At 72.1% G+C, this 24,780-nt stretch carries 23 protein-coding genes; 10 read left to right on the forward strand and 13 right to left on the reverse strand.

Going from position 1 to position 24,780, the window contains the following annotated elements; all coding sequences use genetic code 11:
* Window positions 1-130: 130 nt before the first annotated feature.
* Entirely contained in the window at window positions 131-1,393 is a 1,263-nt protein-coding gene (locus OG413_RS04940; protein WP_266803192.1) for an Ig-like domain-containing protein, read from the reverse strand.
* A gap of 234 nt (window positions 1,394-1,627) precedes the next feature.
* The gene (locus tag OG413_RS04945; RefSeq protein WP_266803193.1) at window positions 1,628-2,089 is read right to left on the reverse strand and encodes a hypothetical protein; all 462 of its coding nucleotides are present in this window, start codon (window positions 2,087-2,089) and stop codon (window positions 1,628-1,630) included.
* Window positions 2,090-2,197: 108 nt separating this feature from the next.
* Between OG413_RS04945 and OG413_RS04950 the strand changes: the two genes are divergently transcribed.
* On the forward strand, window positions 2,198-2,506 hold the full coding sequence (locus tag OG413_RS04950) for a hypothetical protein (protein ID WP_266803194.1): 309 nt from the start codon (window positions 2,198-2,200) through the stop codon (window positions 2,504-2,506).
* A gap of 130 nt (window positions 2,507-2,636) precedes the next feature.
* Here OG413_RS04950 and hutH read toward each other — a convergent pair whose 3' ends face one another.
* The 5 genes from hutH to OG413_RS04975 all read right to left on the reverse strand — a co-directional run bounded on the left by hutH (window position 2,637) and on the right by OG413_RS04975 (window position 8,810).
* Entirely contained in the window at window positions 2,637-4,187 is a 1,551-nt protein-coding gene (gene hutH, locus OG413_RS04955; protein WP_266803195.1) for a histidine ammonia-lyase, read from the reverse strand.
* Window positions 4,188-4,304: 117 nt separating this feature from the next.
* Window positions 4,305-5,459, reverse strand: coding sequence for a GGDEF domain-containing protein (locus OG413_RS04960; RefSeq protein ID WP_266803196.1), 1,155 nt, complete (start codon window positions 5,457-5,459; stop codon window positions 4,305-4,307).
* Window positions 5,460-5,564: 105 nt separating this feature from the next.
* A complete protein-coding gene (locus tag OG413_RS04965) occupies window positions 5,565-6,377 on the reverse strand; it encodes an enoyl-CoA hydratase/isomerase family protein (RefSeq protein WP_266803197.1) in 813 nt (270 codons plus the stop codon).
* A 148-nt stretch (window positions 6,378-6,525) separates the two neighbouring features.
* Window positions 6,526-7,725, reverse strand: a complete 1,200-nt coding sequence (locus OG413_RS04970; RefSeq protein ID WP_266803198.1) for an adenylate/guanylate cyclase domain-containing protein — start codon at window positions 7,723-7,725, stop codon at window positions 6,526-6,528.
* 182 nt (window positions 7,726-7,907) lie between these two features.
* Window positions 7,908-8,810 (reverse strand): biotin--[acetyl-CoA-carboxylase] ligase, encoded by a 903-nt coding sequence (locus tag OG413_RS04975; protein WP_266803199.1) that lies wholly within the window; start codon window positions 8,808-8,810, stop codon window positions 7,908-7,910.
* A gap of 189 nt (window positions 8,811-8,999) precedes the next feature.
* Between OG413_RS04975 and OG413_RS04980 the strand changes: the two genes are divergently transcribed.
* The 4 genes from OG413_RS04980 to OG413_RS04995 all read left to right on the forward strand — a co-directional run bounded on the left by OG413_RS04980 (window position 9,000) and on the right by OG413_RS04995 (window position 11,767).
* Window positions 9,000-10,589 (forward strand): acyl-CoA carboxylase subunit beta, encoded by a 1,590-nt coding sequence (locus tag OG413_RS04980; protein WP_266803200.1) that lies wholly within the window; start codon window positions 9,000-9,002, stop codon window positions 10,587-10,589.
* 14 nt (window positions 10,590-10,603) lie between these two features.
* Window positions 10,604-10,810, forward strand: coding sequence for an acyl-CoA carboxylase subunit epsilon (locus OG413_RS04985; RefSeq protein ID WP_266803201.1), 207 nt, complete (start codon window positions 10,604-10,606; stop codon window positions 10,808-10,810).
* A 126-nt stretch (window positions 10,811-10,936) separates the two neighbouring features.
* Window positions 10,937-11,065 carry a morphogenic membrane protein MmpB gene (gene mmpB, locus OG413_RS04990; RefSeq protein ID WP_266803202.1) on the forward strand — a complete coding sequence of 43 codons (129 nt, stop codon included), beginning with the start codon at window positions 10,937-10,939 and terminating at the stop codon, window positions 11,063-11,065.
* A gap of 90 nt (window positions 11,066-11,155) precedes the next feature.
* Window positions 11,156-11,767 (forward strand): nucleoside triphosphate pyrophosphatase, encoded by a 612-nt coding sequence (locus OG413_RS04995; RefSeq protein ID WP_266803203.1) that lies wholly within the window; start codon window positions 11,156-11,158, stop codon window positions 11,765-11,767.
* A 13-nt stretch (window positions 11,768-11,780) separates the two neighbouring features.
* On the opposite strand, the gene OG413_RS05000 is transcribed toward OG413_RS04995, so the two are convergent.
* Window positions 11,781-12,236: a hypothetical protein gene (locus tag OG413_RS05000; RefSeq protein WP_266803204.1), complete on the reverse strand. Its 456-nt coding sequence runs from the start codon at window positions 12,234-12,236 to the stop codon at window positions 11,781-11,783.
* 352 nt (window positions 12,237-12,588) lie between these two features.
* Between OG413_RS05000 and OG413_RS05005 the strand changes: the two genes are divergently transcribed.
* Both OG413_RS05005 and OG413_RS05010 read left to right on the forward strand, forming a co-directional pair.
* A complete protein-coding gene (locus OG413_RS05005) occupies window positions 12,589-14,343 on the forward strand; it encodes a biotin carboxylase N-terminal domain-containing protein (protein WP_266803205.1) in 1,755 nt (584 codons plus the stop codon).
* Window positions 14,344-14,449: 106 nt separating this feature from the next.
* A complete protein-coding gene (locus OG413_RS05010; protein ID WP_266803206.1) occupies window positions 14,450-15,070 on the forward strand; it encodes a TetR/AcrR family transcriptional regulator in 621 nt (206 codons plus the stop codon).
* Between the two features lie 83 nt (window positions 15,071-15,153).
* On the opposite strand, the gene OG413_RS05015 is transcribed toward OG413_RS05010, so the two are convergent.
* Both OG413_RS05015 and OG413_RS05020 read right to left on the reverse strand, forming a co-directional pair.
* Window positions 15,154-16,110 carry a DeoR/GlpR family DNA-binding transcription regulator gene (locus tag OG413_RS05015; RefSeq protein ID WP_266803207.1) on the reverse strand — a complete coding sequence of 319 codons (957 nt, stop codon included), beginning with the start codon at window positions 16,108-16,110 and terminating at the stop codon, window positions 15,154-15,156.
* Between the two features lie 175 nt (window positions 16,111-16,285).
* Window positions 16,286-17,725 carry an NAD(P)H-quinone dehydrogenase gene (locus OG413_RS05020; protein ID WP_073718186.1) on the reverse strand — a complete coding sequence of 480 codons (1,440 nt, stop codon included), beginning with the start codon at window positions 17,723-17,725 and terminating at the stop codon, window positions 16,286-16,288.
* A gap of 238 nt (window positions 17,726-17,963) precedes the next feature.
* On the opposite strand from OG413_RS05020, the gene OG413_RS05025 reads away from it, so the two are divergent.
* The 3 genes from OG413_RS05025 to OG413_RS05035 all read left to right on the forward strand — a co-directional run bounded on the left by OG413_RS05025 (window position 17,964) and on the right by OG413_RS05035 (window position 21,104).
* Entirely contained in the window at window positions 17,964-18,401 is a 438-nt protein-coding gene (locus OG413_RS05025; protein WP_266803208.1) for a gamma-glutamylcyclotransferase, read from the forward strand.
* A 146-nt stretch (window positions 18,402-18,547) separates the two neighbouring features.
* Window positions 18,548-19,372: a purine-nucleoside phosphorylase gene (locus tag OG413_RS05030; RefSeq protein ID WP_266803209.1), complete on the forward strand. Its 825-nt coding sequence runs from the start codon at window positions 18,548-18,550 to the stop codon at window positions 19,370-19,372.
* 91 nt (window positions 19,373-19,463) lie between these two features.
* The gene (locus tag OG413_RS05035; protein ID WP_266803210.1) at window positions 19,464-21,104 is read left to right on the forward strand and encodes a phospho-sugar mutase; all 1,641 of its coding nucleotides are present in this window, start codon (window positions 19,464-19,466) and stop codon (window positions 21,102-21,104) included.
* A gap of 60 nt (window positions 21,105-21,164) precedes the next feature.
* Here OG413_RS05035 and OG413_RS05040 read toward each other — a convergent pair whose 3' ends face one another.
* The 3 genes from OG413_RS05040 to OG413_RS05050 all read right to left on the reverse strand — a co-directional run bounded on the left by OG413_RS05040 (window position 21,165) and on the right by OG413_RS05050 (window position 24,740).
* On the reverse strand, window positions 21,165-22,028 hold the full coding sequence (locus OG413_RS05040; RefSeq protein WP_266803211.1) for a phosphate ABC transporter ATP-binding protein: 864 nt from the start codon (window positions 22,026-22,028) through the stop codon (window positions 21,165-21,167).
* Window positions 22,029-22,168: 140 nt separating this feature from the next.
* Window positions 22,169-23,152, reverse strand: a complete 984-nt coding sequence (locus tag OG413_RS05045) for a sortase (protein ID WP_266803212.1) — start codon at window positions 23,150-23,152, stop codon at window positions 22,169-22,171.
* Window positions 23,153-23,267: 115 nt separating this feature from the next.
* Complete coding sequence (locus OG413_RS05050) at window positions 23,268-24,740, reverse strand: hypothetical protein (RefSeq protein ID WP_266803213.1); 1,473 nt, start codon at window positions 24,738-24,740, stop codon at window positions 23,268-23,270.
* Window positions 24,741-24,780: the final 40 nt, after the last annotated feature.

The raw sequence follows: 24,780 nt of genomic DNA on the forward strand, positions 1-24,780 counted from the left end.
GGGTACGCCCTGGGGTAAGCCGACGTACGCCCGATGTACCCCACGTACGCCCGGGTACGCCGAAGGCGGCGGCACCGGGGATCCGGGTGCCGCCGCCTTCGTACGGGGATCGGGACGGAGCGGGAGCGCGTCAGCCGGCGGAGGCCGCCGTCCACTGGGCCCAGCTCATGTTCCAGCCGTTGAGGCCGTTGTCCGGGGTGATGGTCTTGTCCGGGGAGTTCTTGACGATGACCACGTCGCCGATGAGCGAGTTGTTGTAGAACCAGGCGGCGGGCTGGTTGGCGTCGCCCGCGCCCTTCACATCGGCGAGGCCCACGCAGCCGTGGCTGGTGTTGGCCGTACCGAAGATGCCCTTGCCCCAGTAGTTGCCGTGGATGAAGGTGCCCGAGGTCGACAGCCGCATGGCGTGCGGGACGTCCTTGATGTCGTACTCGCCCTTGCCGTCGTCGTCGGTGAAGCCGACGGTCGCACCGTTCATCCGGGTCTCCTTGTACTTCTCGGAGATCACCATCTGACCGTTGTACGTCGGGTTGTCGGGCGAACCGGCGGAGATCGGGATGGTCTTGACCGTCTTGCCGTCCCGGGTGATCGTCATCATCTTGGTCTTGGCGTCGACGGTCGAGACCTGGTTGCGGCCGATCTTGAAGGTGACGGTCTTCTGCTGGACGCCGAAGACGCCGTCCGCGCCCTCGACACCGTCCAGCGCCAGCTTCAGCGTGACGGTGGAGCCGCCCTGCCAGTAGTCCTCGGGGCGCAGGTCCAGACGCTGGGAGTTGAACCAGTGACCGGCGACCTGCTGGCCGCTGCTCGACGTCACGGTGATGCCGTCCTGGACGGCCTTCTTGTCCGTGATCGCCTTGTTGAAGTTGATCGAGACCGGCATGCCCACGCCGACGGTGGAACCGTCCTCGGGGGTGAAGTTACCGATGAAGCTGTTGGCGGGCGACACGGTGGTGAAGGAGCTGTTCTCGTGTGCCTCGCGGCCCTTCGAGTCCTTCGCCGTCGCGTTGATCTTGTACGTGGTGGAGCGTTCCAGCTGACCGGCCGGCTGCCAGCTCATGCCGTCGGCCGCCAGGTTGCCCTTGACGGCGTCGCCGGCCGCGGTGGTCATGGTGACCTCGGTCAGCTTGCCCTTGGTGACGGTGACCTTGGCGTCGTTGTTGATGCTGGCGTTGGTGGCGCCGTTCTTCGGCTTGATCGCTATCTGCGCCTCGGAGGCGTCCTCGGCGGCCGCCTTGTCCACCGCCTGCGCCTGAGACGACTTCGAGCTGTCGGCGCTCGCGTCCTTGTCACCGTCGCTACAGGCCGAAAGCACCAGCACGCCGCCGAGCAGTACGGACGCGGCCGCGAGGCCCCTGCGCCGCTTGCTGTCCGTCATCACACGCTTCTCCATCGTTGCCGATTCCCCAAAATCCCCGAACGGGTCCGCCGGACGGCGATTACCCGTCAATGTTCCAAGAACACCCGGAGCGGGCGCTCGGTTCCTCATCCGTGACAGATGTGGGGAACACCACTCAACGACGCGGCGGTGGCAGCGGTGGTTCCCGGCCTGCCTGTGCTCGCACGGCCGGGACACAGTGCGGCCCCGGTCCGCGGGTGGGCGGGCCGGGGCCGGTGTCCTCACACGTCAGCCCTGCCGTACCGCGCCGCTGTTCTCGTCTTCTTCCTTCCCATTGTGCGCGACCTCGCCGCCGGCATCGTCGCCGTCCTCCTCCGGCTCGTCCTCGTAGAGGATGTCCTCGCCGAGGTAGTCCTCGTCCTCGTCGTCGTCCCAGCCCTCCGCGTCGGGGTCGTAGTCGACGGTCTCGCTGCTCCACGACGCCTGGGCGAGTTCGACCCCCGGTACCTCGCTGACCAGGTCGAACGGGTCCACCAGCGAGGCGAGGGCCTCCGCTCCGTCGGCCCGGACGGTGGCCTCGGCACGGAGGCGTTCCTCGGCGGTGTCCCCCTCGGCGATCCCGGCGACGGGCTCCCCGTACTCGGCGGCGATGCTTTCGAGGGCGGTACCGGTCAGGGCGTCGAGGTCGGTGATCTCCAGCACCATCTCCACACGAAGACGAACAAATCTGGATGTCTCTGAAGTGCTCATACGCCGGAGCGTAAGGCTCCTTCCGTCCGCGACTTTCCTACGACCCGCTGCTTTGCTTAGCATCGGCCCACGGGGCTAACTCATGGTTGTCGCAAGGGGATCGATTCTGTGTCCGTCGCTCGTCGCACACTGCTGACCACCACCGCCGCAGGGACCCTGCTCGGCGCTCTCTGGTTCGTCCCCTCGGCCAACGCGACCGTCGAAGGGACGGCGCGGCAGACCGGGGCGAACGCATCCGCACACCCGGCAGCGCAGCCCGCCACCGCCGGGGACGAGAGCTCCGGGGAGACCCTCGCCGACACCGGCGTGGGGGTCGACACCACGCCGTACCTGATCGGCGGCACGGCACTGCTGGGGATCGGCGCGGGCTTCGTCACGTACGCGGTGCGCCGCGGCGCGGTACGCCCGGCGCTCTGACCCGGCACCCGCACGGAGGGAGGGCTGCCGCACCGGACGGTGCGGCAGCCCTCCCTCCCTTCGTATGCAGGACAGTGCGTGCGACGGCCTGCACGACGACGCGTACGACAGCGGCCGTAGGCGCGTCCGCTCAGGCCAGCGGCCCGGTGACCGGTTCCACGGCCGCCACCAGCTTCCCCTCGCGTACGAAGGTGTCGGCGGCGGCCAGGTCCGGGGAGAGGTAGCGGTCGGGGCCGGGCCCCTGGACACCGGCGGCCCGCAGCGCGTCGATGGCCGCCTGCGAGGCGGGGGCCGGGGTGAGGCCCTTGGCGGCGCGCAGCTCGACGGCGCGGGTCGCCGCGTACAGCTCGACGGCGACGATCCGGGCGAGGTTGTCGACGGCCGTACGGAGCTTGCGCGCCGCCGACCAGCCCATGGAGACGTGGTCCTCCTGCATCGCGGAGGACGGGATCGAGTCGGCGGACGCGGGGACCGCGAGCCGCTTCATCTCGCTGACCAGGGCCGCCTGGGTGTACTGGGCGATCATCAGGCCCGAGTCCACCCCGGGGTCGTCGGCGAGGAACGGCGGCAGCCCGTGCGAGCGGTTCTTGTCCAGGAGCCGGTCGGTGCGGCGCTCGGAGATCGAGCCGAGGTCGGCGGCGACGATGGCGAGGAAGTCGAGGACGTACGCGACGGGGGCGCCGTGGAAGTTGCCGTTCGACTCCACCCGGCCGTCGGCGAGCACCACCGGGTTGTCGACGGCGGAGGCCAGCTCACGGCCGGCGACCACGGCCGCGTACGCGAGGGTGTCCCGGCCCGCGCCGTTGACCTGCGGGGCGCAGCGCACGGAGTAGGCGTCCTGGACGCGCGGCGCGTCGTCCTGGTGGTGACCGGTGAGGCCCGAACCCGCCAGCACCCGCAGCATGTTGTCGGCGCTGACGCCCTGGCCCGGGTGCGGGCGGATGGCGTGCAGCTCCGGGGCGAGGACCTTGTCGGTGCCGAGCAGCGCCTCCAGCGAGAGGGCGGCGGTGATGTCGGCCGAGGTGTAGAGGTTCTTCAGGTCGGCGAGGGCCATGACGAGCATGCCGAGCATGCCGTCGGTTCCGTTGAGGAGGGCGAGGCCCTCCTTCTCGCGCAGTTCGACCGGTGCGATGCCGTGGGCGGCCAGCAGCTCGCCCGCGGGGCGCACGGTGCCGTCGGGGCCTTCCGCGTCACCCTCGCCCATCAGCGTCAGGGCGCAGTGCGAGAGCGGGGCCAGGTCGCCGGAGCAGCCGAGCGAGCCGTACTCGTGCACGACGGGCGTGATGCCCGCGTTGAGTACGTCGGCCATGGTCTGGGCGACCTCGGGGCGTACGCCGGTGTGGCCGGAGGCGAGCGTCTTCAGCCGGAGGAACATCAGGGCGCGGACGACCTCGCGCTCGACGCGTGGGCCCATGCCCGCGGCGTGCGAGCGGACGATGTTGCGCTGGAGCTGGGCCCTCAGGTCGGGGCTGATGTGGCGGCTGGCGAGGGCGCCGAAGCCGGTGGAGACGCCGTAGACCGGCTCGGGCTTCGCGGCGAGCGCGTCCACGATCCGGCGGGCGGCGGCCAGGGCTTCCACGGCGGCTGCGGAGAGCTCGACCCGGGCGCCCCCGCGGGCCACGGCGATGACGTCCTCGGCGGTGGTACCGGACGTCCCCACCACGACTGTATGCATATCCATATTCAGAAGCGTACGGACTGAAACCCCACATGTCACTAGTGGTTGCCCGGTTGACCCCTTACCGACCGTCGGCGGCCCGGAGCCGGCCAGGGGCGGTGACCGGGCAGCCCGCGCCGGTCAGGGACGCTGACCGCGCAGCCTGCGCCGGTCGTGGGCGGACTTCGGCGGCGAGTCGGCCAGCCGGATCACCTCGCCGTCCCGCCCGGCCACCACCGGCCCCACCGAGCGCGCCGCCTTGGCCCGGTACTGCGCCGCGTCCGCCAGCCGGAACAGGCGGCGGGCCGAGCGCACCGGGCCGATCGGGTCGCCGGTGGACGCGACCCCGCAGGCCACCCCGTCGCCGAGTTCGAGCACGGCCGCGCGCTCGCACAGCTCCGTGGCGACCCGGACCACGTCGTCCGCGCCGGGCCCCACGGCGAGCAGGCAGAACTCATCGCCGCCGAGCCGGGCCGCGAGGGCGTCGGGCAGCATCGCCCCGCACCGGGACAGCACCGAGCCGAAACGTTCCAGCAGACGGTCGCCGACGGCATGGCCATGCGTGTCGTTGACCGCTTTGAGGCCGTTCAGATCGCAGACCACCAAGCTGACGACGGCACCTTCCGTGCGATGGCGCTCCACCGCCTCGTCGAGCCGGATGTCGACGGCGCGACGGTTGGCGAGCCCGGTCAGCGGGTCGCTGAAGGCGAGCTTGCGGACCTCCTCCAGGCGCTCCGTCTGCGCGATCCCGGCCGCGACGACGGCGGCCAGCACGGTCGCGAAGTTCGCGTCGTCCCGGTCGAACACCGGCTCCCCCGTCTGGCGCGCCACATACAGCTCGCCCCAGGCCCGCCCGTGCAGCACGATCGGCGCGACCACGCAGCAGCCGCGCCCGCGCCGCCGCAGGGCCGCGACCCGCTGATGGCAGTACGGGCGGGCGCCGCGGGCCGGGCCGCCCGCACCCGGCAGGCCGTCGGCGGTCTCCACCCAGGCGTCCGGCTCACCACCGCCCGCCCACCGTTCGTGCAGGAACTCGGTGATCTCCGGGAACTGGTGCACCGGGTACACCTCGCCCTCGGGGAACTCCTCCTCCGCCTCGTCGAGTCGCCCCGCGTTCACCAGCACCCTCAGCCTGCCCCGGTCGCGCTCCCAGACGGAAAGCGCGGCGAAGCTGCCGCCCAGCGCCTCACAGGCCCCCAACGCCGCAGCCCGCCACGATTCGCGCGAGGTGTAGGCAGCCGCCATCGTCTGCGCCAGCGAAACCACGGCCCGCAGGCGCGCATCGTCACCACCCATTTGAACAGCTTATGTAGATTTGTTCCGTTTTGATCAGTTTGAGGGCTTAACAATCTTCAGCGCGCCTCACCTGAGGTCACTTTCCGACCGCGGAACATCACTTCGTCACTCTCCGGGCCAGTTCGGCCGCCGCTTCTCGTTGAAGGCGGCCACACCCTCCACCCGGTCGCCGGAGAAGGCCACCGACCGCCAGGCCGCGTCCTCCACCTCCAGACCCGTCCGCAGATCCAGCCCGTGCCCCAGCCGCAGCGCCCGCTTGGCCGCGCGCAGCCCGACCGGGGAGTTGGCCGCGATCCGGCCGCCGAGCGCCAGCGCCTCCTCCCGGTCCCGGCCCGCGTCGACCAGTTCGTCGACCAGCCCCAGCTCGCGGGCCTCGGCCGCCACCACCCGGCGCGCGGTGAAGACCAGCTCCGCGGCGCGCGCCGCACCGACCCGGCGGGGCAGCAGCTGCGTACCGCCGCCGCCCGGGATCACCCCGACCGACACCTCGGGCAGGCCCACCACGGCGGTGCTGTCGGCCACGATCAGGTCGCAGGCCAGGGCCAGCTCGAAGCCGCCACCGAGCGCGAAGCCGTGCACGGCGGCGATCGTCGGCATCGGCAGTTCGAGCACTCCGGTGTACGCGGCCCGCGCGGTGGGCCGCTGCCGCATCAGCTCGGCGTCGGTGAGGGAGTTCCGCTCCTTGAGGTCCGCGCCCACGCAGAAGGCCCGCTCATGACTGGAGGTGAGGACGGTGACGCGTACGTCCCGGTCGCCGCCCAGCGACTCGCAGGCGGCCCCGAGGGAGCGGGCCATCTCCGTGGACATCGCGTTCATGGCCTTGGGCCGGTCGAGCACCAGCTCGGCGACGTGCTCCTGGCCCTCGTGCCGCCGTACGACGACGAATTCCCCGAACCGCTGCTCCGACGTGACGGTCATGACTGCACCCCTCCGGTTAACGAGCGTTACCGGAGGGATCCTAGACAGGACCGGCCGACACCGTAAGGACGCCCGCGGCGGCGGGCGCCGCGGGCGTCCTTACGGGTCGACATCAGGACACTGCCCCGCGCGGGAGCACGGGACCGCGTCAGCTCCCGGTCTTGCCCCGCCGGGCCAGCAGCCACGGCTCCACGACCCCGAGCCCGCGCACCGGACGCTGCCACATCGGCTGGAGTCCGAAGCGGTACGTGGGCAGCGGCGGGGCGTCCTCGACCACCCGGCCCTCCTTCTCGGCCAGCCGGGCCCGCTCGGCATGGGCCGCGACCTCCTCGGCGGCCTGTGCCTCGGAGGCGGGCGCGTCACCGGTGCGGGTCAGCTCCTTGGCGAACGCCCCGTCGACCAGCACGGCGTCCTTCGGGGCTATCGAGGTGAGCCGGCTGGCCAGGTTCACCGTCGTACCGAAGACATCGCCCATCCGGGTGGTGACCGTGCCGAACGCGATGCCGACCCGCAGCGCCGGCATCGTCTCGTCCTGCGCCATCGCCTCGATCAGACGCAGTGCTATCTCGGCCGCCGTGCCCGCGTCGTCGGCGGCGAACAGCACCTCGTCGCCCAGGGTCTTGATGAGCCGTCCGCCGTGGGCCGCGACCAGGTCGGCGGAGGTGGTCTCGAACGCCTCGACCAGTTCGCCGAGCTCCTCCTCCTCCAGCCGCCGGGTCAGCCGGGTGAATCCCACCAGGTCGGCGAAGCCGACGGCGAGCCGCCGGTCGACCATCTCGTCGTCGTCGGCCGCCTGAACGACCCGGCCGGTGGCCGCGGCGAGCTGACGCCGCCACACATAGACGAGGAACTCCTCCAGCTCCGGCAGCAGCAGCTCGATCAGCGGATACGTGACCTCGGTACGGGTCATCCCCGGCTCGGGCGGCTCGGTCAGCCCCTCCAGGAACGAATCGATCTGCCACTCCGCCAGCCGGGCGGTGGTCTGCCCGGTCGACCGGGCCACCTGGATCGCCATCGGCTCGCTCAGCAGCCCCGCCTCCACCAGACCGGCGAGCCGGCGCAGCGCCAGCACATCGGCCTCGGTGAGTGCCTTGGCCTGCCCGATGTCGGCGAAGCCCATGGCCCGCCAGAACCGGGACGCCAGGTCCATGGACACCCCGGCGGTACGGGCCGCCTGGAAGGGGGTGTAGCGGCGGTCGGCCCCGAGGATCAGCTGTTCGAGCCGGATCGCGAGGGGGTCGTCGGTCGGTTCGACCGTGTGGTCGACCTCATGATGCGGTGTGGCGTGGACCGAGGGTTCCGAAGGGGGCTCCGCGCCCTCGCCGGAGGTTGTGTCGTCGACGGTCACCAGCCGCCTCCTGCCCGTTCCCTGCGCACTGCCCTGCCGATCTGTCGCTGGATCGCCTCAACGATACGGCAGATGTGCCCTAGCTCACGTCCCTGGTTGCCCGGTACGGGTGCGTCGCACGTGACATCTCCCGTATTTGCGGTATTCCGCCGCGGCCCGCCCCGCGCCGATTCCCCCCGTTCTCAGGTCAGACCGCCCTCCGCGCCCCGCAGGTGCACGATGTCGCCCGCGGACACCGGCTCCAGGAGCCCCCCGCCGGTGGACAGCACGAGACGGCCGTCGCCGTCGATCGCCACGGCCTCGCCGACGATCGTCCGGTCGCCGGGCAGCTGGGCCCGTACGGTCCGGTCCAGGGTCGCGCAGCCCGCCGCGTACGCCTCCTGGAGTCCGCTCGCCGCGGCGTCCCCGCCCGCCGCGCGCCACGTCCCGTACCACTCCTCCAGCGAACGCAGGACGGCCCGCAGCAGGGTCTCCCGGTCGGTGGAGACCGCGCCGGCCAGCGCCAGCGAGCCCGCGGTCGGGGCGGGCAGTTCGTCCGCGCGCAGGGAGACGTTGATGCCCATGCCGATGACGACACCGGCCCCGGCGCGCTCGGCGAGGATGCCGCCCGCCTTGCGTTCCGCGCCCGCCGGTGTCTCCCCCGGCCGGGGGAGGCCGGAGCCCCCGGAGACGGTGACCAGGAGGTCGTTGGGCCATTTCAGCGCCAGGTCGACGCCCGCGGACCTGGCGAGCCCGGTCGCGGCGGCGACCCCGGCCAGCAGCGGCAGCCAGCCCCAGCGCTCCGCGGGTACCTCACGCGGCGTCAGGAAGACGGAGAAGAACAGCCCCGAGCGCGACGGCGCCGTCCACGCCCGGTCCAGACGCCCGCGCCCCGCCGTCTGCTCCTCGGCGACCAGGACCGTGCCCTCGGCCAGGTCATCGGCGCGCCCGGCGAGGTCGGAGTTGGTCGATCCGGTCGACTCCACCACGTCCAGTGAGCTCCACAGCCCGCCGGGCCGCAGCAGTCCGCGGCGCAGCGCGGCGACGTTCAGGGGCGGCCGGTCCAGGTCCGACCAGCGGTTGTGTGGCGCATCCGGTGATGTCATGCAAGCCAGCCTAGGTGTGGCAAACGACGCACTGCCGAACCGTATCGGCGCCGATACGCTACGAGTCAGTAGCCATGACGAGCCAGTAGCCCTGTACGGAGTACTGGCCCGTTAGCTGTACGGAGTACTGGCCCGTTCCCCGTGACCGGTACTAGTCGTCCCCGTGACCAGGCAGGGAGCCGCCACCCGATGTCCGAGCCGCAGAGCGACATCCACACCACCGCGGGCAAGATCGCGGACCTGCAGCGCCGCGTTGACGAAGCGACGCACGCCGGCTCCGCCCGCGCGGTCGAGAAGCAGCACGCCAAGGGCAAGTTGACCGCCCGCGAGCGGGTCGATCTCCTGCTCGACGAGGGTTCCTTCGTGGAACTCGACGAGTTCGCCCGGCACCGCTCCACCAATTTCGGCATCGAGAAGAACCGCCCCTACGGAGACGGCGTCGTCACCGGCTACGGCACGGTCGACGGCCGCCCCGTCTGCGTGTATTCGCAGGATTTCACGATCTTCGGCGGCTCGCTCGGCGAGGTCTACGGCGAGAAGATCGTCAAGGTCATGGACTTCGCCCTGAAGACCGGCTGTCCGGTCATCGGCATCAACGACGGCGGTGGCGCCCGCATCCAGGAGGGGGTGGCCGCCCTCGGTCTGTTCGCCGAGATCTTCCGCCGCAATGTGCACGCCTCGGGTGTGATCCCGCAGATCTCGCTGGTCGTCGGACCGTGCGCGGGCGGAGCCGTCTACTCCCCCGCGATCACCGACTTCACGGTGATGGTCGACCAGACCTCCCACATGTTCATCACCGGACCCGACGTCATCAAGACGGTCACCGGTGAGGACGTCGGCTTCGAGGAGCTGGGCGGCGCCCGTACGCACAACACCACGTCCGGTGTGGCGCACCACATGGCGGGCGACGAGAAGGACGCGATCGAGTACGTCAAGTCCCTGCTCTCGTACCTCCCTTCGAACAACCTCTCCGAGGCGCCCGCCTTCCCGGAGGAGGCCGATACGGCCACGACGGACGAGGACCGCGAACTGGACACCCTCATCCCGGACTCGGCGAACCAGCCGTACGACATGCACACCGCCATCGAGCATGTGCTGGACGACGGGGAGTTCCTGGAGACCCAGGCCCTGTTCGCGCCGAACATCATCACCGGCTTCGGCCGCGTCGAGGGCTACCCGGTCGGCATCGTCGCCAACCAGCCGATGCAGTTCGCCGGCTGCCTGGACATCAACGCGAGCGAGAAGGCGGCCCGCTTCGTCCGTACCTGCGACGCGTTCAACGTGCCGGTGCTGACCTTCGTCGACGTGCCGGGCTTCCTGCCGGGCGTGGACCAGGAGTACGGCGGCATCATCCGCCGCGGCGCCAAGCTGATCTACGCGTACGCGGAGGCCACCGTCCCGCTGATCACGGTGATCACCCGCAAGGCGTTCGGCGGCGCCTACGACGTCATGGGCTCCAAGCACCTGGGCGCCGACATCAATCTCGCCTGGCCGACCGCGCAGATCGCGGTGATGGGCGCCCAGGGCGCGGTGAACATCCTGCACCGCCGCACCATCGCCGCCGTCACGGACCCCGCCGAGGCGGAAGCCACCCGCGCCGGACTCATCGCCGACTACGAGGACGCCCTGCTGAACCCGTACGTGGCGGCCGAGCGCGGCTACGTCGACGCGGTGATCATGCCGTCCGACACCCGGGCCCACATCGTCAAGGGCCTGCGGCAGCTGCGGACGAAGCGGGAGTCGCTGCCCCCGAAGAAGCACGGAAACATCCCCCTCTAGAAAGGGCCCTGGTCATGATCAAGGTCGTACGGGGCAACCCGACCCCGGAGGAGCTGGCCGCCGCCCTCGCGGTGGTCCAGGCACGCGCGGCGGCGACGGCTGCCGTGTCCTCGGGCGAGCCGGTACCGCCCGAGCAGTGGTCCGACCCGGGCCGCATCGCCCGCCGCGGGCGGCCGCAGCCGGGTCCGCGGTCCTGGGCCCGGACGTACTGGCCCGCCTGAGCCGCACTCCGTACGTACGGAGGCCGCCCCCCATGTGCCGGTCGGAATTAATTAGTCCGTACGTACGGGGGGTGGCTGAGTATCCGTACTCAGGCGTAGGGGCGGGCTCCGCAGCAGGATCGGAGCATGCTGTGGTCCGACCCCGAGAACAAGCCGCCGAAGGAACTGCGCGACGCCCAGGACATGATGCGCCGCGTGGGCCTGGTGCTCGCGCTCGCCATGGTGGTCGCGATGTTCGCCCTGGGTATCCGCTGAGCCTTCCCCGGCGGGGCTGCGGGGCTCTTCCCGGCGGGGACACCGGGCCTTCCCCGGCGGGGGCACGTGGCCGCCGCCGGTCCTTCTACGATGGCCGGTATGACTGATCAGCGCCGCCTCGTGCTCGCCTCCGCCTCGCCCGCCCGCCTCGGCCTCCTGCGCCAGGCCGGTTTCGCGCCCGAGGTGATCGTCAGCGGCGTGGACGAGGACGCCCTGACCGCCCCGACCCCGGCCGAACTGGCGCTCGTGCTGGCCGAGGCCAAGGCCGCGGCCGTCGCCGCCCGCCCCGAGGCCGGGGGCGCCCTGGTCATCGGCTGCGACTCGGTGCTCGAACTGGACGGCGAGGCGCTGGGCAAGCCCGCCGACGCCGAGGAGGCCACCGCGCGCTGGAAGTCCATGCGCGGCAGGGCGGGCGTCCTGCGGACCGGGCACAGCGTGATCGACACCGCGTCCGGCCGTACGGCTTCCGCGACCGGGTCCACCGTCGTCCGGTTCGGCGAGCCGACCGACGCCGAGGTCGCCGCCTACGTCGCCTCGGGCGAGCCGCTCCATGTCGCGGGGGCGTTCACCCTGGACGGCCGCTCGGCTCCGTTCGTGGATTCCATCGAGGGCGACCACGGCAACGTCATCGGGCTCTCCCTGCCGCTGCTGCGCCGGCTCCTCGGGGAGCTCGACATCTCCGTGACGGAGTTGTGGGTCTGATCCGGGACGGCCCTCAGACGGGCGCGGGGGCGGACGCGTCGGCGCCGCTCCCGTTCCCGCCGCCGTCGGCGCCCCGGCCCTCGGGGCCGTACGCCAGCAGTGTCAGCACCAGCAGGGCCAGGACGGCCATCATGACCGCGAACGCGGCCCAGCCGACCAGGCCCACCGTCACGGCTCCCAGCACCCCGTGCACGACCGCGCACCCGATGAGGGCGATGCGGCCCGCCCGGCCCGGCGAGCGGTCCCGTATCGCGGCCACCAGCGCGACCAGACCGCACAGCGCCAGCAGGAATCCGGAGACACCGCCCATCACCCAGGTGCCGGTGGACATGGCGTCCGGGTCCAGGCCGGCCAGCGACATGTTCTGGTTCTCCGTGAGCGTCGCGAGTACGGCGTTGATGAGCACGATGCCCACGGCTTCGCCGAACAGTACGAGCGCGGTCACGACCGCCACCGGTCTGCGCGCCACGGCGCCACCCCCTGTTACCTGCAGTACGTGCGATATCGCGGACCCTACTAACGGGTAATCCTTCGGACAAGGGGTCGCGCGCCCTCGCTCGACGGGCAAAGAATCCACCGGCCGTTCGTAGGGAATCCACAAAGAAATGCCCTGCGGCGTTGACCCTGATTACCGAGACCTGCACCACACCTCGTGGCTACTGTGCGCTTGGGGAACGCGGCGTACCGTGGTGCGACAAGGGATTTTACGACTCAAGCAAGCCTCGAATCACACTCCGTGTGGGCAAGCTCACTATTGGGGACGGGTCGTACGGCCGTGTCGGTAGTCCCTAAACTCAGCTTGTTTCAAGGAGGGAGTCATCGTGCGCAAGGTGCTCATCGCCAACCGTGGCGAAATCGCTGTCCGCGTTGCTCGGGCGTGCCGGGATGCGGGGATCGCGAGCGTGGCGGTCTACGCGGATCCGGACCGGGATGCTTTGCATGTCCGGGCGGCCGACGAGGCGTTCGCTCTGGGCGGTGACACCCCCGGGGCGAGTTATCTGGATGTGGCCAAGGTCCTCCGGGCGGCTGCGGACTCGGGCGCGGACGCGATTCATCCGGGATACGGGTTCCTGTCGGAGAACGCGGAGTTCGCACAGGCGGTGCTGGACGCGGGACTGACCTGGATCGGTCCGCCGCCGCAGGCGATCCGCGATCTGGGCGACAAGGTCGCCGCCCGGCACATCGCGCAGCGCGCGGGTGCTCCGCTGGTCGCGGGGACCCCGGACCCGGTGTCCGGGTCCGACGAGGTCGTGGAGTTCGCCCGGGAGAACGGGCTGCCGGTCGCGATCAAGGCGGCGTTCGGTGGCGGCGGCCGTGGGCTGAAGGTGGCCCGCACGCTGGAGGAGATCCCGGAGCTGTACGACTCCGCGGTCCGCGAGGCCGTCGCGGCGTTCGGCCGGGGCGAGTGCTTCGTCGAGCGGTATCTCGACAAGCCGCGCCATGTGGAGACGCAGTGTCTGGCCGACTCCCACGGCAATGTCGTGGTCGTCTCGACGCGTGACTGCTCGTTGCAGCGCCGGCACCAGAAGCTGGTCGAGGAGGCCCCGGCCCCCTTCCTGTCCGACGCGCAGAACGCGCAGCTGTACGCGGCGTCCAAGGCGATCCTGAAGGAAGCCGGCTACGTCGGTGCCGGGACGGTCGAGTTCCTCGTGGGCCTGGACGGCACGATCTCGTTCCTGGAGGTCAACACCCGCCTTCAGGTCGAGCACCCGGTGACCGAGGAGGTCACGGGCCTCGACCTGGTGCGGGAGATGTTCCGCATCGCCGACGGTGAGGAGCTCGGCTACGGGGATCCCGCGGTGCGCGGGCACTCCTTCGAGTTCCGGATCAATGGCGAGGACCCGGGCCGCGGGTTCCTCCCCGCCCCCGGAACCGTCACCGCCTTCGCGCCGCCCTCGGGTCCGGGAGTCCGTCTGGACGCCGGGGTCGAGTCGGGCAGTGTGATCGGCCCGGCATGGGACTCGCTGCTGGCGAAGCTGATCGTGACCGGCGCGACCCGTGAGCAGGCGCTCCAGCGGGCCTCCCGTGCGCTGGGCGAGTTCACGATCGAGGGAATGGCGACCGCGATCCCGTTCCACCGCGCCGTCGTGGTCGATCCGGCGTTCACCGCGGACCCGTTCCGCGTGCACACCCGCTGGATCGAGACGGAGTTCGTCAACGAGATCAAGCCGTTCGCCGCTCCCGCGGACGCGGACACCGACGAGGAGTCGGGCCGCGAGACGGTCGTCGTCGAGGTCGGTGGGAAGCGGCTGGAGGTCTCGCTGCCGTCGTCGCTGGGCATGAGCCTGGCCCGGACCGGGCTGGCCGCAGGTGCGAAGCCGAAGCGGCGGGCGGCGAAGAAGGCCGGTTCCGCGGCGTCGGGCGACACCCTCGCCTCCCCGATGCAGGGCACGATCGTGAAGGTCGCGGTCGAGGAGGGCCAGGAGGTCAAGGAGGGCGACCTCGTCGTCGTCCTGGAGGCCATGAAGATGGAGCAGCCCCTCAACGCCCACCGCTCCGGCACCGTCAAGGGCCTCACCGCCGAGGTCGGCGGCTCGGTCTCCTCCGGCGCCCTGATCTGCGAGATCAAGGACTGACGGCACCGCCGCTTTCCTGAGGGCCCGGTCCGGGTCGCACGACTCGGACCGGGCCCTTCGCCGTGCGGTGGCATCCTGGACCCAGGGTTTCCGGGAGGACGGCGCGATGGCAGGGGCGATCTCGATGTCGATGAGCACGGCGCAGGTGCCGGACCGGCCGATGCGCGCGGACGCGCGGCGGAACTATGACCGGCTGCTGGGCGAAGCCCGTACGTCGTTCGCGGAGCACGGCACCGATGCCTCGCTGGAGGACATCGCGCGGCGGGCGGGGGTGGGCATCGGCACGCTGTACCGGCACTTCCCCAACCGGCACGCCCTGATGAACGCGGTGTTCCAGGAGGCCCTGAGCGCGCTCCTGGAGCGCTCCCGGGAGCTGGCGGGCGCGGAGCAGCCGTGCCGGGCGCTGGTGGAGTGGCTGGGGGCGATTGTCACTCATGCGGGTGAGTACCGCGGGCTGGCCCAGGCGCTCATGTCGGCCTCGCGGGACGAGACTTCGGCGCTGGCCCAGTGCCATACGCCGCTGCGGGAGGCGGGGGCCCGGCTGTTGTCGCGGGCGCAGGAGAGCAGGGCGGTGCGCGCGGACGTCTCGATCGACGATCTGTTGCAGCTGACGAACGCGATCGCGCTGGCGGCGGAGCAGACGCCGGACGACCCGGCGCTGGCGGACCGGCTGCTGCTCCTGACGCTTCAGGGCCTGAAGGGCCGGGCCGGCCCCTCCGACGGCTGAAGAGGGCGGTCAGCAGGGGCCGGGGCTGCCACCGGGGCCCGAGGTGCCGACCTGGGCCCGGGATGTCGGCGGGCCCTGAGGAATCAGCGGCGGCGCAGGTCCGCCACCCGGGCCCGTTCGCCCTGGTCCGTCATGGCCGCGGCACTGCGCAGGGGCGAGCCCAGCCCGCCGTTCTGCGTACGGCGTTGCCCCGGCAGCGGCATGTCGCGCCGGGGCTGACGTCCCGATGGCACACCGTCCCCGCCGGGGGCGCCCGCTTCCGGCCCCGCCACCGTGATCTCCACGCCCTGGTCCGCCAGGGCCTGCAGTTCGGTGGCGGCGCGCTCGTCGTGGAGCGGTGGTTCGTCCGTGACCAGCCGGGTGATGAGGTCCGTCGGCACCGTCTGGAACATGGTGTCCGAGCCCAGCTTGGTGTGGTCCGCCAGGACGACCACCTCCGCGGCGGCCTGCACCAGTGCGCGGTCGACGCTCGCCGAGAGCATGTTGGAGGTGGACAGGCCCCGTTCGGCCGTGAGACCGCTCCCGGACAGGAATGCCCGGGAGACCCGCAGCCCCTGGAGGGACTGCTCGGCCCCGCTGCCCACGAGGGCGTAGTTGCTCCCGCGCAGGGTGCCGCCGGTCATCACGACCTCCACCCGGTTGGCATGGGCCAACGCCTGGGCGACCAGGAGCGAGTTGGTGACCACGGTCAGACCGGGGACCCGCGCGAGCCGGCGGGCCAGCTCCTGCGTGGTCGTACCGGCGCCGACCACGATGGCCTCGCCCTCGCCGACGAGACCGGCCGCCACATCGGCGATGGCCGTCTTCTCCGCGGTGGAGAGATGGGATTTCTGCGGGAAGCCGGACTCGCGCGTGAAACCGCCCGGCAAGACCGCACCGCCGTGCCGGCGGTCGAGGAGTCCTTCTGCCTCCAGCGCCCGCACGTCCCGCCGTACGGTCACTTCGGAGGTCTGGACGACGCGGGCGAGCTCACGGAGCGATACCGCCCCGTTGGCGCGCACCATTTCGAGGATCAACTGACGACGTTCTGCAGCGAACACGAAACTGACAGTAACCTGGCTGCCCGTGAGTTTTCAGCAGTTTGCGCCGAATAGCAGAAGTTGTACACAGACGAGGCCGCCAAGTGATATAGGCGGCCTCGTTGTTGTCCCGAAGTGATCACGGGGTGCGCCCGGTACGCCTGAGTTGACAGCGGTTGCCGGGGATTGCCGGGTTCTACGCCTCGCCCGTGAGCTTACGGGTGTGCAACTGCCGGGCCACTTCCGCGATCGATCCCGACAGGGACGGGTACACGGTGAAAGCCTTTGCGATCTGTTCCACCGTCAAGTTGTTGTCGACAGCAAGCGAGATCGGATGAATCAGCTCGCTGGCGCGCGGTGCGACGACGCAGCCGCCGACCACGATGCCGGTGCCGGGGCGGCAGAATATTTTGACGAAGCCGTCCCGGATGCCCTGCATCTTGGCGCGCGGGTTGCGCAGCAGCGGCAGCTTCACCACGCGGGCGTCGATCTTGCCCGCGTCGACGTCGGCCTGGCTGTAGCCGACGGTGGCGATCTCCGGGTCCGTGAAGACGTTCGAGGAGACCGTCTTCAGGTTCAGCGGAGCCACCGCGTCGCCGAGGAAGTGGTACATCGCGATCCGGCCCTGCATCGCGGCCACCGAGGCGAGCGCGAAGATCCCGGTGACGTCACCGGCCGCGTAGACGCCGGGGGCGCTGGTGCGGGAGACCCGGTCGGTCATGATGTGGCCGGACTCCTTGAGCCGGACCCCCGACTCCTCCAGGCCCATGCCCGCCGTGTTCGGGATCGCGCCGACCGCCATCAGACAGTGCGAACCGGAGATGACCCGGCCGTCGGCGAGCGTGACCTCGACCCGGTCGCCGACCCGCTTCGCGGACTGGGCGCGGGAGCGGGCCATGACGTTCATGCCCCGGCGCCGGAAGACGTCCTCCAGGACGGCGGCGGCGTCCGGGTCCTCACCGGGCAGCACCCGGTCGCGGGAGGAGACGAGGGTGACGCGCGAGCCGAGTGCCTGGTAGGCACCCGCGAACTCGGCGCCCGTGACACCGGAGCCGACCACGATGAGCTCCTCGGGCAGCTCGTCGAGGTCGTAGACCTGGGTCCAGTTCAGGATGCGCTCGCCGTCGGGGAGCGCGTCCGGGATCTCCCGGGGGTGGCCGCCGGTCGCGACCAGTACGGCGTCGGCGGTGAGCCGCTCCTCCGTACCGTCGGCGGCGGTCACGACGACCTGGCGGGAGCCGTCGGCGGCCTGGAGCCCTTCGAGCCGGCCCCGGCCGCGCATGACCCGGGCACCCGCGCGGGTGACGGAGGCGGTGATGTCGTGGGACTGGGCGAGCGCGAGGCGCTTGACCCGTCGGTTGACCTTGCCGAGGTCCACGCCGACCACGCGCGCCGCCTGTTCGAGGTGCGGCGTGTCGTCGGCGACGATGATGCCCAGCTCCTCGTACGAGGAGTCGAAGGTGGTCATCACCTCTGCCGTCGCGATCAGGGTCTTCGAGGGCACACAGTCGGTGAGTACCGAGGCTCCGCCGAGGCCGTCGCAGTCGACGACGGTCACCTCCGCGCCGAGCTGGGCGCCCACCAGTGCCGCCTCGTAGCCGCCGGGGCCGCCGCCGATGATCACGATCCGGGTCACGAAAAGTCCGCCTCGCGTGGTGTCATCCCACGGCCGTCTGCCGCCCCGGCCGGGGGTCCGGGGGATCGCCCCGGGGGAATGCAGTACGTACTCCATTGTCCCGCACGCGCCAAAGTGCTTCGCCCCGGGGCCCTCCATACGGGAGAGAGGGCTGTCGCCGCACGGCGACAGCTCCCCGACCGGGGGCTTCCTCACCGGAATCGGCGCTCCCGCGGCCACCTCCCGTACCCTCGACCACATGTCGCTCTACGCCGCGTACGCCGGCAACCTCGACGCGCGGCTGATGACGCGCCGCGCCCCGCATTCGCCGCTGCGCGGTACCGGCTGGCTCAACGGCTGGCGGCTGACGTTCGGCGGGGAGCAAATGGGCTGGGAGGGCTCGCTGGCCACCGTGGTGGAGGCGCCGCGTTCCCAGGTCTTCGTGGCGCTGTACGACCTCGCGCCGATGGACGAGGACTCCATGGACCGCTGGGAGGGTGTCGGGCTCGACATCCACCGGCGGATGCGCGTGCGGGTGCACACCCTGGACGGCGAGGAGCCGGCCTGGATGTATGTGCTGAACGGGTACGAGGGCGGGCTGCCCTCGGCGCGCTATCTGGGCGAACTGGCCGATGCCGCGGAGTCGGCGGGCGCCCCGCACGACTATGTGATGGAGCTGCGCAAGCGCCCCTGCTGAGCCCCGGCCGGCCCGCCTTCCGCGCCCGTCAAACCCCGAAAAACCCTTCCGGCAGCCCGTTTTCGTACGAAAGTACGAACACGATCGGACAGACTCTGCGCATGAGCATCTACGCGCGTAGGGAATCAGCGGTTACGCTCATCCGCGTGAACGCATCAGTTATTCCGGACAACATCCAGGGCGACCCGCACGCCGCCGCTGCCGGGGCCGCCGCCCGTCTGCGCGAGCTGACCGGCGCCGACACCCACGACGTCGCCCTGGTCATGGGCTCCGGGTGGGCTCCCGCGGGCGACGCGCTCGGCGCTCCGGAGGCCGAGTTCCCGGTGACCGAGCTGCCCGGCTTCCCCGCGCCCGCCGTCCAGGGCCACGGCGGCACGATCCGCTCGTACCGGATCGGCGACAAGCGCGCGCTGGTCTTCCTCGGCCGTACGCACTACTACGAGGGCCGCGGCGTCGCCGCCGTCGCGCACGGGGTCCGTACGGCGGTCGCCGCGGGCTGCAAGACCGTGATTCTGACCAACGGCTGCGGCGGCCTGCGCGAGGGCATGCGCCCCGGCCAGCCGGTGCTGATCAGCGACCACATCAACCTCACGGCGGCGTCCCCGATCATCGGCGCCAACTTCGTCGATCTGACCGACCTGTACTCGCCGCGGCTGCGCGCGCTGTGCAAGGAGATCGACGACACCCTCGAAGAGGGTGTGTACGTGCAGTTCCCCGGCCCGCACTACGAGACCCCGGCCGAGATCAACATGGTCCGGGTCATGGGCGGCGACCTGGTCGGCATGTCCACCGTCCTCGAAGCCATCGCGGCGCGGGAGGCGGGGGCGGAGGTGCTGGGCCTCTCGCTCGTCACGAACCTCGCCGCCGGGCTGTCCGGCGAGCCGCTCAACCACGAAGAGGTCCTCCAGGCGGGGCGCGACTCCGCGACCCGCATGGGGGCGCTGCTGGCGCGGGTGCTGGACCGGATCTGAGCGGGCGCCGGACCGGCCCCGCTCCCCCACACCCCCGTACCCCCCCCCCCCCCCCCCCCCCCCCCCCGTACACCCCAGAGAGGCGGACCCCGTGCAGCACGACCTCATCGCGCAGGCCAGGACCTGGCTGGCCGAGGACCCGGACCCCGAGACCCGTGACGAGCTCGGACGGCTCATCGACGCCGGGGATCTCGACGAGCTCGCCGTGCGCTTCGCGGGCACGCTCCAGTTCGGCACCGCCGGACTGCGCGGCGAGATCGGGGCCGGGCCGATGCGGATGAACCGGTCCGTCGTGATCCGCGCCGCGGCGGGCCTCGCCGCCTACCTCAAGGCGCACGGGCAGGAGGGCGGGCTCGTCGTCATCGGGTACGACGCCCGCTACCGGTCGGCCGACTTCGCCCGGGACACCGCGGCCGTGATGACCGGCGCCGGGCTGCGGGCCGCCGTGCTCCCCCGGCCCCTGCCGACCCCGGTCCTGGCGTACGCCATAAGGCATCTGGGCGCCGTCGCCGGGGTCGAGGTCACCGCCAGCCACAACCCGCCGCGCGACAACGGCTACAAGGTCTACCTCGGCGACGGCTCGCAGATCGTGCCCCCGGCCGACGGCGAGATCGCCGCCGCGATCGACGCGGTCGGCCCGCTGGACGGCGTGCCCCGCCCGGAGTCCGGCTGGGACGTGCTCGGCGAGGAGGTGCTGGACGCCTATCTCGCGCGTACGGACAGCGTGCTCGGCGCCGGGAGCCCGCGTACCGCCCGGGTCGTGTACACGGCGATGCACGGCGTCGGCACCTCGGTACTGATGGCCGCGTTCGCCCGCGCCGGATTCCCCGAGCCGGTGCTCGTGGCCGAGCAGGCGGAGCCGGACCCCGCGTTCCCCACCGTCGCCTTCCCCAACCCGGAAGAGCCCGGCGCGATGGATCTCGCCTTCGCGACCGCGCGCCGGGCCGGCCCCGATCTGATCATCGCGAACGACCCGGACGCCGACCGCTGCGCCGTCGCCGTGCCCGACACGACGGCCGGGGGCGGCTGGCGGATGCTGCGCGGCGACGAGGTCGGCGCGCTGCTCGCCGCCCATCTGGTGGACCGCGGCGCGACGGGTGTCTTCGCCGAGTCGATCGTGTCGTCCTCGCTGCTCGGCCGGATCGCCGAGAAGGCGGGGCTCGGCTACGAGGAGACGCTGACCGGCTTCAAGTGGATCGCCCGAGTCGACGGCCTGCGGTACGGGTACGAGGAGGCGCTCGGCTACTGCGTCGACCCCGAGGGCGTGCGCGACAAGGACGGCATCACGGCCGCCCTGCTCGTAGCCGAACTGGCCTCCGTACTCAAGGAACAGGGGCGCACGCTCCTGGATCTCCTCGACGACCTCGCCCTCGCCCACGGGCTGCACGCCACCGACCAGCTGTCCGTACGGGTCGAGGACCTGTCGGTCATCGCGGACGCCATGCGGCGCCTGCGCGAGCGTCCGCCGGCCGCGCTGGCCGGACTCGCCGTCACCTCGGCCGAGGACCTCTCCCAGGGCACCGGGCAGCTGCCGCCCACCGACGGGCTGCGCTACCACCTGACGGGCGCCCGGGTGATCGTCCGCCCGAGCGGCACCGAGCCGAAGCTCAAGTGCTACCTGGAGGTCGTGGTGCCGGTCGGCTCGGCGCGGGAGCTGCCCGCCGCGCGGGCCAGGGGCGCCGAACTGCTCGCCGGGATCAAGCGGGACCTGGCGGCCGCCGCCGGGATCTGATCCGGCACCCGCACGTTCCCCGGCCCCCGTTCCCCTTCCCGGGGGACGGGGGCCGGTGCGTCATCCGAAGCGGCCGTTCACGTAGTCGGCGGTCCGGGGGTCCTGCGGGGAGCCGAACATGTCCTCGGTCGGGCCGTGTTCGACGATCAGCCCGGGGGTGCCCTGTTCCGCGAGGAAGAACGCGCAGCCGTCGGAGACCCGCGCCGCCTGCTGCATGTTGTGCGTGACGATGACGATCGTGACCTCGTCCTTGAGGTCGTGGACGGTCTCCTCGATCCGCCGGGTCGAGGTCGGGTCGAGGGCCGAGCACGGTTCGTCCATCAGCAGGACCCGGGGGCGTACCGCCAGCGACCGGGCGATGCACAGGCGTTGCTGCTGCCCTCCGGAGAGCGCGCCGCCGGGCTGGCGCAACCGGTCCCGGACCTCCTTCCACAGGCCCGCCTTGGTGAGGCACTCCTCCACGAGGTCGTCGCGCCCGCCCCTGGACACCTTGATGCCGTTCAGCTTCAGGCCCGCGAGGACGTTGTCGTACAGGGACATCGCGGGGAACGGATTCGGCTTCTGGAAGACCATGCCGATCTCGCGGCGGGCATGGGTGATCCGACGGCCCCGGTCGTAGATGTCCTCGCCGTCCAGGAGCACCCGGCCCGCCAGCGAGGCCGAGCCGATCAGTTCGTGCATCCGGTTCAGGATGCGCAGGAAGGTCGACTTGCCGCAGCCCGAGGGGCCGATGAGGGCGGTCACCTGACGTGCGGGCATGGTCAGCGAGACCCGGTCGAGGACCTTGTGGTCGCCGAACCAGGCGGAGATCGCGTCCGCTTCGAGCGTCGCGGCGAGGGGCGGGGCAACGGCCGGGGCGGGGGGCGCGGCGCCCGGTCCGGTGACCGTGCGGGGCTGGACGGCGGTGTCGATGAGGTCGGTCATGGGACGGGTGACTCCTCGGCTCTCGGGGCGGATCGGTGTGCGCCGGCTCGGCGGCGGCTCGCAGCCGCGATGTACGGCTCGAAAGCGGCTCGTTGCAGGTCGTTGCGGCTCTGTGCAGTTCGAAAGCGGCTCGGCGCGGCTCAGAGCAGGTTGGGCAGCAGACGGGTGGCGGCCGAGGCGAGCGCGATCCCCAGGGCGCCGAGCACCGGGACCGCCGTGATCCATGTCTGCCAGACGCCCCAGACACGCAGCGCCCAGGCGGCGAGCAGCGCGGCCGCCAGCAGCGCCTGCGACCAGAGGAAGACGGTGAGCCAGGCACCGCTCTCGCCCGCCAGGGCCTCCTCGGCCGGGCTGATCCAGCCGCTGCGCGTCTCGCGGGGCGGATGCGGCTGTACGGGGGTGGTGAGCGCGGCGTCGACGCGCAGGACGCCCGCGGGTGTGTAGGGGCCGCCGGTCGCCGTGATGAGGGTGAGCCGGCCCTGGTCCCGGCCGAGCCGGGCGGGCAGGGCGTCGCCGGGGCGGCGGACCCCGGTGACCCGGTACACCGCCTTCGTCTGGCCGGTGGTGACCTCGACGGTCGCTCCGACGGGAAGCTTGTGCAGGCCGTGGAAGGGGCTGCCGTACCCCCATTGGCGGCCCATGACCACGGAGGTGCCCGCCTGGCCGGGCAGCGGGGTGTCGCGGCGGTGGCCGGGCCCCGACATCAGCACCCCGGACGTGGTGCCCTCGCCGACGACCTCCCGCAGGCCGAGCGCGGGGATGCGCAGGAGCGCCACCGGGGCGCCCGCCGCGAGGGGTTTGCCGTCGTAGGTGCGCTGCCCCACGGGGGCGGTGCCGAGGGCGAGTTGCCTGCGCAGCTCGTCGTAGGCGGTCTGCTGGTCCCGGGAGTGCTGGAGGTGGCCGACGAGCGTCAGGTTCGCGGTGAAGCCGAGGAGTACGGCGGCCAGGACGCACAGGGCCGCCCCGGCCAGGGCGAGGCCCGGACGGGCTGCGGCCGGCGCGGGGGGCGGGGAGGTGGGAGCCGGGGGCTCGGGAGGCGCGGCCGGCGCCGGGGCGTGGGGTGCCGCCGCCGTGGACGGTGACGGGGGCGGTGGCGGTGGCGGTGGCGGGGTCAGCACGGTCACGGTGGCTGCGCTCCTGGCTGCGGAGGGGTGGTGGCGGTGCCCGGGGTCCGGAGGCGGGGGTGACGGCCCGCCTCCGGACGCCCGGTGGGTCGGTTCGCCGGGACGGCCCGGTGGGTCAGTGCGCCGGGCGGCCGAACGTGAGCAGGCCCCTGCGGCGGACGTGGATCACGATCGCCGCCCCGAGGCTGATCAGCGCGGCGGCGGCGAGACCGATCGCACCCGCCTCGCTGCCGGTCGAGGCGAGGGGCCCGGCGGACTGACCGCCGGAACCGCCCGAGCCGCCGCCCGCGGCGCCCGCCGCGTCACCGCCCGTGCCGCCGGAGGTCGTACCGCCGTCGTCGGTGCCCGCGGTGTCGCTCGGGTCGGGGGTGGGGCTCGGCTGTTCGCCGGTGACGAAGGCGAAGACGACGCTGTGCCCGTCGGCCTTGTCCTCGGCGAGGGTGAGCGTGTGGTCGCCGTCCTCGATCCCGGCGGGGACGGTGAACGCGTACGCGTCGACGGTGCCTTCGGCGTCGGCGGTCGCGTCCGTGAGCGTGGCACCGCTGTCGGCGAGGGTGACCTTCACCGTGGCGCCCTTGGTGTAGCCGCGGGCGGTGACCAGGACCTTCTGGCCGGCTTCCAGGGCGGGGTTGGCGTCGAGCGGCTTCCCGTCGGCGTCGGTGACATCGAGGTCGGCGGGCTCGGTGGGGCCGTCCGTGGGCTTGCCGGTGGGGTCGGTGGCGCTGGGGTCGGGGCTCGGCGCCGCGTCCGTGACGGTCACGGCCAGGAGGTCCGACGTACCGCTGAACGCCTCCGGGTCCGTGGGGGTGAAGGTGGCGCTGTAGTAGGCGAGGCCGGGCTTCGCCGGTGCGGTGACGGTCAGTTCGGCCTTGCCCCCGGTCAGCTCCGCCGCTCCAACCTCGGTGAGCGGGCCGGCGGCGGACGTACCGGCGCCGAAGCTCACCCGGCCCGCCGCCGCTGCCGGGGTGAGCTCCGCCGTCAGCTTCAGCGGCGCGCCGGCCGCCGTGGCGGGGCCGGTCAGCTCCATCGTGGTTGCCTGCGCCCGGACCAGGGCCCAGTTCTCGCCGGTGACGCGGACGCTCGCCGAGAAGTGGTCGAAGGCGCCCACGCTCGTCGCCGTGTCGCAGTGCAGCCGGATCTCGTAGGTGCCGTCCAGCGGACCGGTCTTGACGTACTTGCGCAGGACGCTCTCCAGCGAGGCCCCGGCGGGGAGCGTGGCGGTGAAGGGCCCGGAGTCGAGCGGCGCACCCGCGGCCGAGGTGGTGAGGGCGTACGAGGCCAGCCCCCCGGTCGCGGCGGCCGGCTTGGGCAGGCGGAGCCCGGCCCTGACGTAGGGCGCCTTCGGGTCGGCGGGGGCCGGGCAGGCGGCGTCCGTGGTGGCCGAGGTGGCGAGCTGGGCGTCCTTGATGCTCCCGGCCGCGGGCTCCAGGGTGAACGTCCCGATCCGTGCCGACGCGGCGTGCGCCTCGGTGGACAGACCCAGAACGGCGGCCGCCAGACCGCACAGCAGCGCGCAGACGCCGAGCAGCGCCACGGGTGATCCGAACAGCAGCGCCGCGGGCGAGCTGCGTGGTGCGAGGCGATTCATCGCGTTTCTCCCCAGGGGGTGGTGGTGGACTTCGGGTACG

The organism is Streptomyces sp. NBC_01433 (assembly GCF_026340105.1).
Lineage (GTDB): Bacteria > Actinomycetota > Actinomycetes > Streptomycetales > Streptomycetaceae > Streptomyces.

What these genes read in the sequence shown, in the direction of transcription:
- OG413_RS04985 (WP_266803201.1), top strand. Translation starts at nt 10,604, where the DNA reads ATGATCAAGGTCGTACGGGGCAACCCGACCCCGGAGGAGCTGGCCGCC.
- OG413_RS05025 (WP_266803208.1), top strand. Translation starts at nt 17,964, where the DNA reads ATGTCGCTCTACGCCGCGTACGCCGGCAACCTCGACGCGCGGCTGATG.
- hutH (WP_266803195.1), bottom strand. Translation starts at nt 4,187, where the DNA reads ATGGATATGCATACAGTCGTGGTGGGGACGTCCGGTACCACCGCCGAG.
- OG413_RS05010 (WP_266803206.1), top strand. Translation starts at nt 14,450, where the DNA reads ATGGCAGGGGCGATCTCGATGTCGATGAGCACGGCGCAGGTGCCGGAC.
- OG413_RS04995 (WP_266803203.1), top strand. Translation starts at nt 11,156, where the DNA reads ATGGCCGGTATGACTGATCAGCGCCGCCTCGTGCTCGCCTCCGCCTCG.
- mmpB (WP_266803202.1), top strand. Translation starts at nt 10,937, where the DNA reads ATGCTGTGGTCCGACCCCGAGAACAAGCCGCCGAAGGAACTGCGCGAC.
- OG413_RS04940 (WP_266803192.1), bottom strand. Translation starts at nt 1,393, where the DNA reads ATGGAGAAGCGTGTGATGACGGACAGCAAGCGGCGCAGGGGCCTCGCG.
- OG413_RS04945 (WP_266803193.1), bottom strand. Translation starts at nt 2,089, where the DNA reads ATGAGCACTTCAGAGACATCCAGATTTGTTCGTCTTCGTGTGGAGATG.
- OG413_RS05040 (WP_266803211.1), bottom strand. Translation starts at nt 22,028, where the DNA reads ATGACCGACCTCATCGACACCGCCGTCCAGCCCCGCACGGTCACCGGA.
- OG413_RS04960 (WP_266803196.1), bottom strand. Translation starts at nt 5,459, where the DNA reads ATGGGTGGTGACGATGCGCGCCTGCGGGCCGTGGTTTCGCTGGCGCAG.
- OG413_RS04975 (WP_266803199.1), bottom strand. Translation starts at nt 8,810, where the DNA reads ATGACATCACCGGATGCGCCACACAACCGCTGGTCGGACCTGGACCGG.
- OG413_RS04980 (WP_266803200.1), top strand. Translation starts at nt 9,000, where the DNA reads ATGTCCGAGCCGCAGAGCGACATCCACACCACCGCGGGCAAGATCGCG.
- OG413_RS05050 (WP_266803213.1), bottom strand. Translation starts at nt 24,740, where the DNA reads ATGAATCGCCTCGCACCACGCAGCTCGCCCGCGGCGCTGCTGTTCGGA.
- OG413_RS04965 (WP_266803197.1), bottom strand. Translation starts at nt 6,377, where the DNA reads ATGACCGTCACGTCGGAGCAGCGGTTCGGGGAATTCGTCGTCGTACGG.